Annotated in this window: 14 protein-coding genes; 6 read left to right on the plus strand and 8 right to left on the minus strand. The window is 68.7% G+C overall.

The window, feature by feature from the left end:
- Window positions 1-6 precede the first annotated feature (6 nt).
- Window positions 7-792: an isocitrate lyase/PEP mutase family protein gene (locus tag H4W30_RS34125; protein ID WP_192746333.1), complete on the plus strand. Its 786-nt coding sequence runs from the start codon at window positions 7-9 to the stop codon at window positions 790-792.
- A 15-nt stretch (window positions 793-807) separates the two neighbouring features.
- Here H4W30_RS34125 and H4W30_RS34130 read toward each other — a convergent pair whose 3' ends face one another.
- Both H4W30_RS34130 and H4W30_RS34135 read right to left on the minus strand, forming a co-directional pair.
- Window positions 808-1470: a response regulator gene (locus H4W30_RS34130; RefSeq protein WP_192746334.1), complete on the minus strand. Its 663-nt coding sequence runs from the start codon at window positions 1468-1470 to the stop codon at window positions 808-810.
- Entirely contained in the window at window positions 1467-2999 is a 1533-nt protein-coding gene (locus tag H4W30_RS34135; protein ID WP_192746335.1) for a sensor histidine kinase, read from the minus strand. The genes H4W30_RS34130 and H4W30_RS34135 overlap by 4 nt, the downstream gene beginning before the upstream one ends.
- A gap of 132 nt (window positions 3000-3131) precedes the next feature.
- Between H4W30_RS34135 and H4W30_RS34140 the strand changes: the two genes are divergently transcribed.
- The 5 genes from H4W30_RS34140 to H4W30_RS34160 all read left to right on the plus strand — a co-directional run bounded on the left by H4W30_RS34140 (window position 3132) and on the right by H4W30_RS34160 (window position 8390).
- On the plus strand, window positions 3132-4100 hold the full coding sequence (locus tag H4W30_RS34140) for a Bug family tripartite tricarboxylate transporter substrate binding protein (RefSeq protein ID WP_192746904.1): 969 nt from the start codon (window positions 3132-3134) through the stop codon (window positions 4098-4100).
- Window positions 4097-4594, plus strand: a complete 498-nt coding sequence (locus H4W30_RS34145; RefSeq protein ID WP_126733957.1) for a tripartite tricarboxylate transporter TctB family protein — start codon at window positions 4097-4099, stop codon at window positions 4592-4594. The genes H4W30_RS34140 and H4W30_RS34145 overlap by 4 nt, the downstream gene beginning before the upstream one ends.
- Window positions 4594-6111, plus strand: coding sequence for a tripartite tricarboxylate transporter permease (locus H4W30_RS34150; protein ID WP_192746336.1), 1518 nt, complete (start codon window positions 4594-4596; stop codon window positions 6109-6111). The genes H4W30_RS34145 and H4W30_RS34150 overlap by 1 nt, the downstream gene beginning before the upstream one ends.
- Window positions 6112-6231: 120 nt before the next feature.
- Window positions 6232-6786 (plus strand): hypothetical protein, encoded by a 555-nt coding sequence (locus H4W30_RS34155; RefSeq protein WP_192746337.1) that lies wholly within the window; start codon window positions 6232-6234, stop codon window positions 6784-6786.
- Window positions 6787-6953: 167 nt separating this feature from the next.
- Entirely contained in the window at window positions 6954-8390 is a 1437-nt protein-coding gene (locus tag H4W30_RS34160) for a DUF1996 domain-containing protein (protein WP_192746905.1), read from the plus strand.
- A 151-nt stretch (window positions 8391-8541) separates the two neighbouring features.
- On the opposite strand, the gene H4W30_RS34165 is transcribed toward H4W30_RS34160, so the two are convergent.
- From H4W30_RS34165 to H4W30_RS34190, 6 genes are all read right to left on the minus strand, one after another.
- Complete coding sequence (locus H4W30_RS34165; protein WP_034317906.1) at window positions 8542-9231, minus strand: hypothetical protein; 690 nt, start codon at window positions 9229-9231, stop codon at window positions 8542-8544.
- Between the two features lie 121 nt (window positions 9232-9352).
- A complete protein-coding gene (locus tag H4W30_RS34170; RefSeq protein WP_192746338.1) occupies window positions 9353-10054 on the minus strand; it encodes a Crp/Fnr family transcriptional regulator in 702 nt (233 codons plus the stop codon).
- A 29-nt stretch (window positions 10055-10083) separates the two neighbouring features.
- Window positions 10084-10449, minus strand: coding sequence for a hypothetical protein (locus H4W30_RS34175; RefSeq protein WP_007034234.1), 366 nt, complete (start codon window positions 10447-10449; stop codon window positions 10084-10086).
- A gap of 50 nt (window positions 10450-10499) precedes the next feature.
- Window positions 10500-11012 carry a hypothetical protein gene (locus tag H4W30_RS34180; protein ID WP_192746339.1) on the minus strand — a complete coding sequence of 171 codons (513 nt, stop codon included), beginning with the start codon at window positions 11010-11012 and terminating at the stop codon, window positions 10500-10502.
- Window position 11013: 1 nt separating this feature from the next.
- Window positions 11014-12768 (minus strand): substrate-binding and vWA domain-containing protein, encoded by a 1755-nt coding sequence (locus H4W30_RS34185; RefSeq protein ID WP_192746340.1) that lies wholly within the window; start codon window positions 12766-12768, stop codon window positions 11014-11016.
- 36 nt (window positions 12769-12804) lie between these two features.
- Window positions 12805-15426, minus strand: a complete 2622-nt coding sequence (locus H4W30_RS34190; RefSeq protein WP_192746341.1) for a P-loop NTPase fold protein — start codon at window positions 15424-15426, stop codon at window positions 12805-12807.
- Window positions 15427-15464 lie beyond the last annotated feature (38 nt).

The following is a 15464-nucleotide window of genomic DNA, read 5'->3' on the forward strand; positions in this document are numbered from 1 at the left end:
GACGCCATGACAAGCGAAACCGCCCGGCTGTTCCGTTCCCTGCACGTCCCGTCGAACCCGCTGGTGCTCGCCAACGCCTGGGACGTGGCGAGCGCCCGGCTCGTCGAGGACGCAGGCGCCGCGGCGATCGCCACCACCAGCGCCGGGGTGGCGTGGAGCCTCGGCGCCCCCGACGGCGACCGCCTCGGCCGCGAACTCGCGGTGGACCTGATCGCCAGGATCGCCCGGGTGACAACGGTTCCGGTGACCGCGGACATCGAAGGCGGCTACGCGGACACACCCGGCGGCGTCACCGAAACCGTCGCCGCGGTGGTCGCGGCGGGCGCCGTCGGCATCAACATCGAGGACGGCCCGCGACCGCCCCAAGAGGTCGTCCCGCGGATCGCGGCGGCCCGCGCGGCGAGCGACGAGATCTTCGTCAACGCCCGGATCGACACCTTCCTCCGCGGGATCGGCGGGGTGCCGGAGACGCTGGAGCGCGCCGCCGCCTACCTCGCGGCGGGCGCGGACGGGATCTTCGTTCCCGGCGCCACCGATCCCACCGTGATCGCCGCGCTCGTCGAAGGCATCGACGCGCCGGTGAACGTGATGGCCCACCCGGGCGCGCCGAGTGTCAAGGAACTGGCCGGGCTCGGGGTCGCGCGGGTGAGCGTCGGCTCCGGCATCAGCCAGGCCGCGTACGCCGTCGTGCAGGAAAGCGCCCGGGAACTCTTCTCGGCGGGCACGTACTCGCGTCTGGAGGACTCCGTCGACTACGGCACCCTGAACGGTCTGCTGACGCCTCGCATTTAGAGGACGAAATGCGGATCAGGACCAGAGGTAGCGGCGTTCGGGGCGTCCCGTCCCGCCGTACTTGAGGGTCACCTCGGCCTTCCCGGTCGCCACGAAATGCTCCAGGTACCGGCGCGCGCTCACCCGCGCGACGCCGGTCGCCTCGGCGCATTCGCTCGCGGACATCCCGCCGGACGCGCCCCGCAGCGCGGTCTCCACCAAGCGCGCGGTCTGGACGGTGAGTCCCTTGGGCAGCACGGGTTTCGCGCTCGGCCGCGCGCCGAAGACCTGGTCGACGTCGGCCTGACCGGCCTCGTCCAGCCGGTCCAGCCGACGGTGCAGCGACGCGAAGTGGGTGAGCTGATCGCGCAGCGACGCGTACTCGAACGGCTTGATCAGATAGTGCAGGACACCGCCCCGCATCGCCTGCCGCACGGTCTCGACGTCGGTCGCCGCGGTGATGAGGATGACGTCGACGTCCTCGGTCGCGCGCAGTTCCCGCAGCACCGAAAGCCCGTCGAGATCGGGAAGGTAGACGTCCAGCAGCACCAGATCCGGTTTCAGTTCCCGCGCCAGGCGGAGCGCGTCGGCGCCGGTGTGCGCGACGCCGACCACGGCGAACCCCTCCGTGCGCGTGACGTATCCACTGTGGACCTTCGCGACCATGAAATCGTCGTCGACGACGAGCACCTTGATCATCGCGGCAGCCTCGCCGTGAACACCGCGCCGCCGGAGTTGTGCACCTCGACCGAACCGCCCCGCCGCACACACGCCTGCCGGATCAGCGCGAGCCCGAGGCCGCGCTGGCCGTGCGCGGCGGCCTTCGTGGTGAAGCCGTGCTCGAACACTTCCTCCGCGATCTCCGGGGCGACTCCCGGCCCGGAGTCACGGACCTCCACGCGCACTTCGTCCTCCTCCTGCCACACCCCGACCTCGATCCAGCCCTGTTCCCCGCCCAGCGCGTCCAGGGCGTTGTCGACGAGGTTTCCCAGCACTGTCACCAAATCCGTGGAAAGGGCGTCTTCGACACGGTCCAGCTCGCTGTCCGGGGCCATGCGCAGCCCGACCCCGCGCTCGGCGGCGAGCGACGCCTTGGCGATCAGCAGCGCCGCCACCGCCGGGTCGCCGACCCGTGAGCCGACCTCCGCGCGCCACTCCCCCTGCGCCGAGCTGATCCGGCTGACGTAACCGCGAACCTCTTCGTATTCCCCGAGTTCCAGCAGCCCGGAGATGGTGTGCAGCCGGTTGCTGAATTCGTGCGCCTGCGCCCGCAACGTGTCCGTCGCGTGCCTGCTGGCGTCGAGTTCGTCCCGCAGGGTCATCAGGTCGGTGCGGTCCCGCAGGGTGACCACGGCTCCCCGCACGTCGATCGGCATCCGGTTCAGCGTCAGCACCTTCCCTTGCCGCAACACGATCTGGTCGGCGCCGGTCGCGCGGCCGGTGAGCAGGTCGCGGATCCGCTCGTTGAGGTCGAGGTCTTCGACCGACCGGCCGACGGCGTCCTCCGGGAGCGCCAGCAGTGCGCGGGCCTGATCGTTCACCAGGGTGATCCGGTGCTGCGGATCCAGGCCGACGACGCCCTCCTTGATGCCGTGCAGGAGCGCCTCCCGGTTCTCGACCAGCGCGGTGATCTCGTGCGGCTCCAGGCCGAGCGTCTGGTTCTTCACGCGCCGCGCGAGCAGCAGCGAACCGCTCACCCCGATCACCAGCGCGACCCCCAGCACCCGCAGCGCGTTGTCCGGCGAGTCGAGAACGCCGGCGAAGAAGCCTGGCGACTTCGAGCCCGCCGCGACCATGCGGACCACCTTGCCGCCCTTCTCATCGAGCACCGGGACGTGCGCGACGGTCGACCCGTCGAGTTCGCCGACCCACGACCGTCCGGAGAGGACGGTGCTGTCACCGATGTCGAGCAGCGTCCGCACCTGACCCGGATCCGGTGACGCGAGCACGTACCGGTCCGCGTCGGCGATGACGACGAAGTCCACCCCGGAGAGGCTTCGCGCGGTCTCCGCGGGCGCGTTCAATTCCAACGGGCCGTTGTCGAGGTCGCCCACGATGCCCTGCGCGGCGACACTCTCCGCGACCGAAAGCGCCCGGCGTCCCTCGGTCGTGCGGAAGTTGTTCCCCGCCTGGACGACGGCCAGCACGCCCACCGCGCACAGTAGGCAGGTGACGACTACCAGTTGCCACACGAGGAGCTGGCGGGCCAGTGAACCCCGAGCACCCATCGCCACCTCCGCGTGACCACAAAGAACAAAAGAACCCTTAGGCGTCTAAGCGAGACATCTCTGTTTACACGAGTGCAACATGTCCAACCACGCGGCAGAGAGGCGGGGATCACAGTGAAGCCCAGTAACTGGTTGGCCATCGCGGCGGCGCTCGTCGCCGTCTTGCTGGTGCCACCGTTGCTCACCCCGGGCGGCGAGGCCGACGAGGGCTCGCAGATCCGGTCGTTGCGGGTACTCGTGCCCAACGCGCCCGGCGGCGGTTACGACATCACGGCGCGGACCGCGACCAAGGCCATGGAGGACGCCGACCTGCTCGGCAACGCGGAGGTGTTCAACCTCCCCGGCGCCGGCGGCACGGTCGGCCTCGGCCGCACGGTGGCCGAACGCGGCAACGGCAAACTCGTCATGTCGATGGGCCTCGGCGTCGTCGGCAGCGTGTTCACGAACAAGTCGCCGTCTTCGCTGCTCGACACCACACCGGTGGCGAAGCTGATCGAAGAGTCGGACATCGTCGTGGTCGGCAAGGACTCGCCGTACCAGAACATCGGCCAGCTGATCGAGGCCTGGAAGAAGGACCCCGGCGCGGTGCAGGTCGGCGGCGGTTCGTCGCCCGGCGGGCCGGACCACCTGGCGCCGATGCTGATGGCGAAGGCCGTCGGGCTCGCGCCCAAGGCAGTCAACTACGTCCAGTTCGACGGCGGCGGTGAACTGCTCGCCTCGGTCCTCGGCGGCAAGGTCGCGTTCGGCGTCTCGGGGGTCGGCGAGTACCGCGACCAGATCGCGGCGGGCACGCTCCGGGTGCTGGCGGTGACCAGTGCGAACCGGATCCCCGGGATCGACGCGCCGACGCTTTCGGAGTCCGGGGTGGACGTCAAGTTCACCAACTGGCGCGGCATCGTCGCGCCTCCCGGGATCGCCGAATCGGACCGCGCGAAGCTGGTGAGCCTGTTCGAGCGGCTGCAGAAGACGCCGCAGTGGCAGGAAGCCTTGCAGCGCAACGGATGGACCGGCGCTTTCGCGCCAGGTGAGCAGTTCGGTTCGTTTCTCAAAGAGGAGAACACGCGAGTGGCAACGGTGCTGAAAGAGCTGGGTCTGGCATGACGACCACGTGGCTTAAGGAGCGCTCCGAACTCGGGGTGAGCGTCGGGCTCGTGGTGCTCGGTGTCCTGGTGCTCACCGACGCGCTGAGCATTCCCACCGACTTCGCCCAGCGCGGGCCGGTGGGACCGAAGGCGGTGCCGATCCTGGTCGGCTCGCTGCTGCTGCTCGTCGCCGTGCTGCTGGCACGCGACGTGCTGCGCGGCGGCAAGGGCGAGGCCGAGGGCGGCGAGGACGTCGACCTGACCGCGCCCGCCGACCTGCGCACGGTGCTGTTGCTGTGCGGCGCCTTCCTCGCCAACGCGGCGCTGATCGGCCTGGTCGGGTTCCCGATCTCGGGCGCGATCCTGTTCTGGGGCGCGGCGTACGCGCTCGGCAGCCGCAACCTGGTGCGTGACCCGCTGATCGCGGCGGGCATGTCCGTCGTGACCTTCCTGATCTTCAACAACCTGCTCGGAGTCCCGCTCCCCGGTGGCCCGTTGATGGAGGTGTTCTGATGTTCCAGCAACTCATCGACGGCTTCGGCACCGCGCTGACCCCCACCCATATCGCGATGGCGGCGATCGGGGTACTGCTGGGCACCGCGATCGGTGTCCTGCCGGGAATCGGCCCGGCCATGGCGGTGGCACTGCTGCTTCCGGTGACCTACGGGCTGGAGCCCACCGGCGCGTTCATCATGTTCGCCGGCATCTACTACGGCGGGATGTTCGGCGGTTCGACGACGTCGATCCTGCTGAACACGCCGGGTGAGAGCGCTGCGGTGGTCGCGGCCATCGACGGCAACCCGATGGCCCGCAAGGGCCGCGGCGCGCAAGCGCTTGCGGCGGCCGCGATCGGGCATTTCGTCGGCGGCATCCTCGGCACGATCGCGCTGGTCGTGCTGGCCCCGATCATCGCGAAGCACGCCGTCGACATCGGCGCGCCGGATCTGTTCGCGATCATGGTGCTGGCGTTCATCGCGGTCACCTCGGTGCTCGGCAGTTCCCGGATCCGCGGTGTGGCGTCGCTGCTGATCGGGCTCACCCTCGGACTGGTCGGCCTGGACGAGATGACCGGGCAGTCGCGGCTGACCTTCGGTTCGCTGCATCTGGCGGACGGCATCGACGTCGTGATCGTGGCGGTCGCGCTGTTCGCGGTCGGCGAGTCGCTCTGGGTGGCGGCGCATCTGCGGCGCAACGCGTTCAAACCGATCCCGGTCGGCAGGCCGTGGCTCTCGCGTGCCGATCTGAAGCGGACGTGGAAACCGTGGCTGCGCGGTCCGGTCATCGGGTTCCCGTTCGGCGCGGTGCCCGCCGGTGGCGCCGAGATCCCGACGTTCCTCTCCTACGTCACGGAAAAGCGGCTCTCGAAGCACAAGGACGAGTTCGGCAAGGGCGCCATCGAAGGCGTCGCGGGCCCGGAGGCGACGGCGTCGGCCTCCGCCGCCGGAACGCTGGTCTCGATGCTGACGCTCGGCCTGCCGACCACCGCGGTCGCGGCCGTGATGCTGGCGGCGTTCCAGCAGTACGGTATCCAGCCGGGGCCGCTGCTGTTCGAGCGGGAGTCGTCGCTGGTGTGGGGCCTGATCGCCTCGCTGTTCGTCGGGCTGACCCTGCTGCTGGTGCTGAACCTGCCGCTGGCGCCGCTGTGGGCGAAGCTGCTGCGGATCCCGCGGCCGTACCTCTACGCGGGCATCCTGTTCTTCGCCAGCGTCGGCGCGTACGCGGTCAACGCGGACATCTTCGATCTGCTGGTGATGTTCGTGATCGGCCTGATCGGCTTCGCGATGCGCCGCTACGGGTTGCCGGTGCTGCCGGCGATCATCGGCGTCATCCTCGGCCCGGCCGCCGAACAGCAGATGCGGCGCGCGCTGCAACTGAGCGACGGCAGCCTGACCGGGTTGTTCAACACCCCGTTCGCGATCGTGGTCTACGTGATCATCCTGGTGATCCTGTTCTTCCCGGTGATCAAGCGTTTCCTGCCTGCCCGTCCCACCGCCACCGAGGCGGAGCCCAAGGACAAGGTGGACGTCTGATCAGTGGGAAACCGGCCCGGCCTCGACTGCCCCGAGGCCGGGCCTTTTCCCTCTCCGGAAGGAGGACGCTTGTCCGCGCGAGTGATCTTTCCGGCGCCTCACGGCGACAGGATCGACTTCATGAAGATCCTTCACCGTCCCCCGGTCGTCAGCGACACGGAGCGGCCGGTTCCCCGCTGGGCGACGCGCTTGGCCTACGCGCTCCCCTGGCTCCTGCTGCCTTCGTGCCTGTGGCGGCTGCCCTTCGCGGTGCATTTCGAAATGGGGCAGGTCCACGATCGCGCGATGCCGGACTACTGGTTGAGCATCCCGTACGTCCTCACGCTGAGCGTGGTTTCCGAGGTGCTCGCGATCCTGGCGATCGGCCTGGTCCGGGGCTGGGGCGAGGTGGCACCCCGGTGGATCCCGTTCGTCGGCGGCAAACCGATCCGGCCGCTCGCGGCGGTCGTTCCCGCCGTGGCCGGAGGCCTGATCCTCACCGCGCTCTTCAGCTCGATCCCCCTCGGTGACGGCCGCAGGCTGACCCTCTTCGGCGTCGCCGAAAACGCCGCCTACGTCAACGAGGCCTGGGAAACGCTGGCCACGATCTGCCTCGCGCCGCTCGCCTTGTGGGGACCGATCACCATCGTTCTGGGACTCGCCTATCACCACCGCCGCCAGGTAACGAAAGCATAACGGCGAGGTCGCGTTTTGAACCGGCTGTCGGTCGGGGCCGTTTCAGCCAACGCGGAGTCAGTGACGCCGGTGCCGCCGGCGCCGCATCCCCCGGGCTCCGCGCAACGACACCGAACGAGGTGAACAAGTTCATGCCCCGTAACCAAAGAACCGCCGGCCGCCATCGCATGGCGCGCCGCACCAAGGTCGCCACGGGCGCCACCGCCCTCGCCCTCGCCGTCGGCGGGATCGTCGTGCTCAACACGACCGGAACCCCCGACGCCGCCAGGGCCGACGGCGCGGACAAATCCTTCTTCATCGACATCACGAAGGTCCCCCGCGGCAACAACGTCAACCTCGACCTCGCGAAACGGGGCGCACGAGGGACGTTCACCGTGGACTGCGGCCGCAACGAGAACGGCCACTTCAACGGCGACAACTTCATCGCGCAGCCCGGTGTCCGCAATGGAGCCGAGCATCTGCACGACTACGTCGGGAACCTGTCGACCAACGCGGACTCGAACAACAAGAGCCTGCTGCGCGCGGGCACCACGTGCAAGAACGGGGACAAGTCGGCCTACTTCTGGCCGGTCATCCGGATCAACACCGAGGAAGAGGAAGAAAACGAGGCGGCGAACGAAGAGAAACTCGCCGCCGACCGCGCGAACGCGGCGAAGGACGAAGCGGCCGCTCAGGTCGACTGCCCCGACGTCGCCAGCGAACTCGAAGAGGTGCCCGACCAGGCCATGCCCGCGGTCGACGAGAACCTCGACGAACTCGACCGGGAGTCCGAGAACGCGAACAACCAGCTGGCGCAAGGAAAACAGGCCGGCCAGGTGCTCGACGAGCTGAAGAACAAGCGGAAGCCGTCGATCAAGCAGATCAGCGACACCATGCGACAGGCGGGCCGGCCGGTCGCGAAGGACGAAGAGCAGCTCGCCGGCTGCGCGGTGAAGCAGAACGGCGAGGGCGGCCTCGACAACGGCGGCGACAACAGCAACGTCAACGCCGCGGGCGACGCCGAGAAGAAGAAGTCCGACGGCAACGCCGCCGACCTGCCCGGCGTGAACGACAACAACGAGATCGGCGACAACGAAGGCGAGATCCAGCGCGCCGAAAAGGTCGACCTGACCTTCACCAGCGGCGGCGCCCGCCGGGTCGTCGCGATGCCGAAGTTCCTGCGCGTGCTCTACGGCGACGCCAAGCAGAGCACCAACGGCCCGGCCAACGCGCGGCCCAGCTGGACCTGTACCGGTTTCGAAGACCGGCTCACCGAGCTGTACCCGATCTGCCCGCGGGGCAGCAAGGTCACGCGGATCCACTCGTTCCCGAACTGCTGGGACGGGAAGAACACCGACAGCGCGAACCACCGGACGCATATCGTGTTCTCCGACCGCAACGGGAAATGCCCGCGGGGCTTCAAGAACGTGCCGCAGCTGCGGATCACGCTGGTGTACAACATCCCGCCTGAGGTTCAGGCCGCCGGACAGTACGCGGTCGACGCGTTCGCGCAGGAGAAGCACAATCCCCGCTCCGACCACGACGACTTCGCGAACGTCATGTCGCAGCGGCTGATGAACCAGCTGGTGAAGTGCGTCAACAGCGGTAAGCGCTGCCGGCAGTAGCGGACGGAGCAAGTGGGGGCGCGGCGGGGATGACCCGCGCCCCCACCCCCGCGCCGGGGGTCCGGTTCCCGGCCCGGCGTAGGGGTACCGGGCCGGGAACCGGCGAGCGATACGGTTTTCCCTCCCTGGAAACCGGACCGCCCGGTCTGGGTCAGGCCGTCGTGGACAACCGGCTCACCCGGTCGAACACGAGCGGCACCGCGACGGCCGGGTTCAGTTCGGCGAGGACCGCTTCCGCGTCCAGGCCGGGCAGGTGGATCCACGCGCTGTCCGCGAAATCCGGGGTGGTGACGCTGATCCGGGCACAGCGGGCGGGCGGGACCAGCGCGACCCCGAACGGCTCGACCACGTTGCGCCACACGGATTGCGACACGATCATCCCGGCGCCGAACTTGTCGCCCGTCGGATCCGAACGGCACCAGTAGCCCACGGCGTCGTTGAAGGTGGAGGCGCACAGCAGCCGGGTCAGCGTGATGTACGTGCGGTGGTAGCGGTGGTTGTCCGCCATCGGTCCCATGTGGACCGCCACGCGCGCCCGCATCGGGACCCGGGCGTAGCGGTTGCGGGTCCGGAGTAGATGGTCCAGATGGAACACGACCTCGCAGAGCTGGCCGACGGCGTGGTCCGGATACGCGACCATCAGCCCGTCCCCGGTCTCCCGGAAGTGACGCGCTTCCCCCGGCGCGAGCCCGACCGCGGTGAACGAGCGGGAAACCAGCGTTTCCATCTCGGTCTTCATCGGGTCCAGCAGGTCGTCACTGGCCTTGGACGAACCGACGATGTCGACGGACAGGACGGCGTGGGTGTGCGCGTTGTATCGGCCTGAGGTCAGCACCTGCATCTCTGCGACCCCTCCCCTGATCGGTGAAAACTGGCGGCAGGAAGCAGTGTTCCCACTCCTCACCGGAAGTTCTGTTCGGAACCGAACAAAACATGACCTCGCGCAGGTCAACGCCAGTGAGCTAAGTCACACCTTTTTCCGTGACCACCCGCAATGCCTCGCGGTCGATGACGGTGATCGCCCGGCGCGAACTGGCCACCACTCCCGCCTTCCGGAGTTTGTCCAGTGCCTGCGCGACCATGGTCCGGCCCATCGGGATGAACTGCGCGAGTTCGTCCTGGCTCAACGGGATCCCGATCCGCCAGCCGTCGGGTGTCCGGATGCCACAGACGTCGACGAGGTAGTCCAATCTGGTCGCGACCCTGGCCACCGCCTGCGGTTTCCACGACTGGGTCCGCTGCCGCTGGGCGAGCACGAACCGGCGGGCGACGCTGACGAGCACCTCCCGCATCGCCGCCGGATGTTCCAGCAGGAACCGGTTGAACTCGCTCGCCGCGATGCGCCGGACGTGCACTTCTTCGATGGCGACGACGTCGGCCATCCGGATACCGCCCGCTATCACCGCGATCTCGCCGTGCAGATCGCCGGGGACCCCGACGTCGAGGATGACCGTCGCGCCCATCCGGTCGGCGCTGGTCACCTTCACGTAGCCGTGCCGCAGCAGCATGACGAAGTCGCCGGGTTCGCCCGCCCGCATGAGCGCCTGCCGTCCCTCGTAGGTCTGCGGGGTGCCCATCTCCAGCAACCGGGCGCGGACGGGTTCGTCCAGTCGCTCCAGGAACGGACGTTCTCTTTCTTCGGCGGCCTCCTGGCCCAAACCCACGAGACACCCTCCCAGGCAGTCGTGAACACCTATCGCGGAGAGTAACCGAATCGGCCACCCGATCCGGCGGCGGAACCGTCGTGGGTGGTGAAGATGCCCAGCCGGACCAGTTCCGATCTGATCCACTCGGCCAACCGGTGCAACGGTCCGTCTTCGGCCTCGACGAAGTAGCTGTCCACGATCTGGTGTCGTCTGTCGGCGTGTTTCGCCGCATAGAGCAGCGCTGACCGTACCTCCGACACCTTCAGCGGAGCGACCTTGATCCCCGGAGCGGGCCGCACGGTGCTCTTGGCGGCCATCACCGCCAGCACGGCCTCCTCCAGGCTGAACCGGTGCTCCACCGGTACGACCACATGTTCCACGCCCTCGACAACCCGGCGCCCGATCAACGGCATGCCCTCAGATCAGCATGACGCACGGCCGTAGTCTGTTCGCCACCGAACACTCACCGTGGTTCGACCGCCGCGAGGGCGTCTTCGAGCGTTTCCCGGTACAGCCTCATCCGCTCGACGAGCATCACCGGATCAGGGTTCTCGTCCCGCGCGTGTCGCTCCAGCTTCTCGGTGGTCTGCTTCACCGTCACCCGCAGCTCGACGACTTCGGGGGCGTTGCGGTCCTTGCGGTTTTCGAGCCGGGTCACCGCCCGGCGGAAGACGCCGGACAACTCCGTCTCCCCGGGCCGCACGGTTTCGATGGCCGTCAGCGCCCGGCCGAGCAGGCTGTAGTGATCGAAGGCGGCGGCGGGCTCCGGCGCGCGCTTCTCCCGCGCCGGCCTCCGGCGCCTGCCGTTCAGCACGAAGAACGCGGTCTCGGCCGGGACCAGCACGGCCAACGCCGCGACAGCACCGAAAAGCCAGGCCTGCGGATGCGGATAGGTCACCGCGCGGCCGATCATCCCGGCGATCAGGCCGAGCACCACCGCGACGACGTGGAACGGCCGGTTGTCGTACTCGGCCATGTCAGAAGTTGCTGAACACGTTGACGAACATCTTGTCGATGCCGTGCGGGTCGACGGCCTGATAGCTGCGGGCCTTGGACTTCTGCGCGATCTCGTCGAGGACGCGGCTGTCGGCCTGCGCGCCGTAGGCCATGGTGAAGATGCGGACGGAGTTGTCCAGCCGCTCGGCGTCGACGTTCTGCAGCACCTGCTCCTTCGTCCCGGCCTCGGTGTTCTCGCCGTCGGTCAGGAAGACGACGGCGTTGATCAGGTTCGGGTCGAACTCGCGCCGCATCTTCTCGTTCGCGGCCATCACGGTCTGGTACAGCGCCGTATCGCCTTTCGGGGTCAGGTTCTCGACCAGGTCGAGCATCGGGCCGCGGACGTTCTTCACCTTGCCGATCGGCATCTTTTCCTCGTACCCGTCGGAGAACGTCCACAGCCCGACCTCGTCTTCGGGATGCAGATACTCGAGCTGTTTCCGGATCGCGGGTTTCAGCAGGGCGATCCGGCTTTCGGAGTACGGCTTGTCCTTGCGGTTCTTGTCGAACGGTTCGTTCATCGAGCCGGACAGGTCCAGTACCAGCAGGATCCGGCCCCGCCGCTGCGTGTACTCCCAGCCGTCCAGCATCTTCTGGATCTGTTCGCCGGTGGGGACGCCGATCTTCGGCGGCTCCTGGGCTCCCTGGGTGCCCACGACCCCGGCCAGCTCCGGGGTCCCGTTACCGCCGGGGTCGCGGAATCCGAGCTCACGGAACCGATCCTGCTGGGCGGCCTCCAGGAGGAAGTCGTAGAAGTCCTTGGCCGCCGACTGCTGCTCCGGGGACGCGTTCGCGGTGACCAGGAAGGGATGGTCGATCAGCATCGTCCCTTCCCTGGGGTGGACGGCGACCAGCGGGCGCAGCGGCGGGACGGGGTTTGCCTTCAGCTGCGCCGGATCCCCGGTCGGCACGCCGCGGTTGTAGAGGTAGACCATCTGCTCCTGCATCGCCATCGCGCTGATGTAGGGCGTCGGTTTCTTGCGGTCCTCGTCGTACAGCGTCTTCAGGAAGGCCACCGAATCGTCGCTGTAGTAGGCGACCGACGCCTCGATCCCGCGGACGAACTGCACGGTCTCCGCGGTGCCGATCTTGCCGTAGTCGCCGCCCGTCGCCGCGAAATAGGTCGCGATGGTCGCGGCCAGCCCGGACGTCGACCGCCGCGGGTTGTCCTTGCCGAGCGTGAAGTTCCCCCACTGGGCGTACGCCGCGCCCTTCGAGGCCCAGCCGCCGTTCCGGTTCACTTCCAGTACGTCACCCCAGCCGAGGGTCTTGCCCGGCCAGCCCATCGCCTTGGCCATCGGCTCGGGCATCGCGATCACCATCGGGCTGGTCGCGAGCGAGGTCTTCGGCCCGGACTTGATCCGTTCGCCCTTTCCGCGCTGGCGCAGCAGATCGAGCCAGAGCGACGAACTGGGCAGCCAGACCTGGGGCTCGGGGTGGTGCTGGTCGAGGTCGTTCCAGCCGTCGGCGATGAGGTCGAGCGTGGCGCCCGAGGTCTTCTTGTGCGCCTCGACCCTCGCGCACCGGCCGCCGTCGAACGTCCGGCCGGTGTTGTTGTACCGCTCGGCCAGTTCGGCGATCAGATCGCCCTTCTCCGTGGAGGAACTGGTGATCAGGCGGACGCAGTCGGGCCTGGTCGCGTTCGAGGGCGGGGTGACCATGGTGGCGAGCAGGACGATCACGAGCGTCCCGACGAGCGCGCCGAAGACGAGCGATAGCCAGCCTGTTCTCCGCATGCGCCGCCCCCTAGCCGTCGTAGCGGGCAAGTGTAGCTACAACGTGGTTCCCGGTTCCGCCTCCTCGGTCACGAGATCGTAGGTTTCGAAACTGAAACGGGCGAGGGTGCCCACCCAATTCCGGTAGACCTGTAGATCATCGAAGGATTCGGCGTCCAGCCGCCATTCAGGTGGAAAGGCCTCCCGTAACGACTCCCCGTCGGAAAGGGCGATGAACGTCTTGCGCGCGGCGTCCGGATCGGCGACCAGCAGGGTCAGGAGGACGAGCACGGCACGGTACGGACCGTCGACGAAACGCGCCAGTTCCGCGTCCGGGATACCGATGCGCACGAGACGGTAGAGGTTGACCAGCTTCCGGATCTCGCGCGGCGTGTTCAGCCTTTTCCGCAGTACGTGGACGAAAGCGCGTTCGACCTCGGTGAGCCGCAACCGGTCCGGCCGCATGTTGTAGAACGTCGGCGGGGCCGTTTCCTGGACGACGACCTCCCTTGTTTCGCCGTCTTCGGGGCTGCCCTCCTCCTCCGGCCATTCTTCGGGCTCGGACGGCCCCGGTTCCCGTTCCTCGATCGGCATCAGGGCGTCGATCAGCTCGTCCGCCGCGGTTCCCATGGGGCGCAGGGCGAACACGATCTGGAAGATCTTGTCGAGGTACTCCGCCCGCCGCGCCTCGCCCGCGCCGAACAGTTCCTCGTGGTGCTGGTCGAGGCAGCGCCGCAACCACCGCGGGTCGACCGCGACCACCACGACGAACGCGGGCAGCGCCAGCAGCAGATGCACCGCGGCCAGCACTTCGATCACCTTCGACGGCGGACAGCGGTCGAGATCGTCGATGTAGAGCACGATCCGTTCCAGCGGCGGCTTGCCCTTGCCGCCCGCCCGCAGCCATTCCTCCCTGGCGTCCACCAGATCGGCGCTCAGATTCGCGAGATCTTCCCGGACCCGGGCGAAAACCCCTTGGTAGTCCCCGTATCTCCCGGTTTTCGCCTCCTCGATGAGATCGCCGAGCCTGCTGGCCGCGTCCAGCCGCCGCAGCCGTTCCTCCGTCTCCCGGACCTCGGCCTCGAACCTTTCCGCGCGTTTGTCGACGTCGTGCCGCAGCCTGTCCAATGTGGACTTCACCGGCGCGAGCGCGGATCTGGCGGTGGTGAGCGCCGGGGTCAGCACGGCGCCGAGCGCGACGACGGCACCCGCCGCCGCGAGGATCGCGTTGTGCCACAAGGCCCAGCCGGCGATCGCCGCGGCGGCACCGAGCACGCCCAGCACCGCGTACCCCGCGACGGCGAGCCTCCGCCGACGGCGTTCGGCCCGGTCCACCCCGGAGACCAGCAGCCGCCAGCGCCAGGTGAGCGGGGAATCCGCCTTGACGGCCTTCAGCCCCGCGAGCCGGTTCCGCAGCTCCTCGCGTTCGGCGCGGACCTCGCCGGCGTCCGCGTGCGTCTCGGGTGCGCCGAGATTGCGGAACAGGTGGTCCACCAAGCCGACCCACAAATGGTCGTCGTGGTACTGCCAGGCGTTGAACCGGATCTGCCGGATCTCACCGGTGAACACGCTGTTCGCGGCGTCGCCGCGGGACCGGCGCGCCAGTTCGGCCACCCGGTCGGTCACCTGGCGGACGAAACTCGACTTGCCGGAACCCCACGGGCCCAGCAGCGCGACGCACAGCGGCGGGCTGGTCTCGCGGTCGGCGATGACGGCGGCGAGGGTGCGCACGTCGTCGTGGAAGCCGATCAGGTCGACGGGGCTTTCGACGTCGGGCGTGATCCGCGGCCGCGCCCGGCCCGGTTTGGGCTCGACGAAACCGGTGCCGTCGATCTGGTTGCCGAAGCGGTCCCACACCCGGATCGTGCGGTCGTCCCCGACCGTGACGATCTTCTCGTTGCCCGCGGTGCAGACGATCGCCCGGACGTTCCCCTGATGTCCCTTGAGGAGCGTGTAGTCCCGCGGGTCGTCGATCTCGCGGACGCGGACCTCGCCGTCGGAACCGCCGGAAAGCACCAATTTGCCATCCGCGCCGAAGGCCAGCGCCCGCACCACACCGGTGTGCCCGGGGAAGACGAGGGCCGGATCGCCCTTGCGCCCCCACAACCGGACCATCTCGCCCTCGGCGGACAGCACCTGCTCGCCGTCGGCCGAGATCGCCACCACGTGGACCGCGCCCGCGCCGCCGAACCGGTAGTGGGAAACGATTTCCCGGTCCCACAGCCGTACGCCACCGGCGTCGTCCCCGGCGACGACGACGCGGCCGTCCGGGGTCACCGCGACCGACTCGACCTCCGGGCCGCCGGTGCGCAGGGTCCGCGCCGTCGCACCGTCCAGCCGCCGGACCTCGACGGTGCTTCCCGCGCCGGACACGGCGAAGTCCTTCGCCACCGCGACCGCCACGGTCCGCTTAGTGGTCTGGACCTCCGGGGGATGCGCGCCGGTACCGGTGATCCGCCAGCGGCGCACCGTCGCCCCATCGCAACCGACCACGTACTGACCCGAGATACCCACCGCCAGCACCGGCCGATCATGGCCGCTCAGCGCGAAACGCTGCTCTCCGGTCTCCAGGTCCCAGACCCGCACCGTCCGGTCCGCACCCCCGGTGACCAGCCGGTTTCCCTTCACCGCGACCGCGAGGATCGGTGCTTCGTGTCCGGTGAAACGCGCCGTCGTCATAACGGCACAGTCTTCCGGTCGCGTCAAGATCATGGTTA

The organism is Amycolatopsis roodepoortensis, from assembly GCF_014873915.1.
Taxonomy (GTDB): domain Bacteria; phylum Actinomycetota; class Actinomycetes; order Mycobacteriales; family Pseudonocardiaceae; genus Amycolatopsis; species Amycolatopsis roodepoortensis.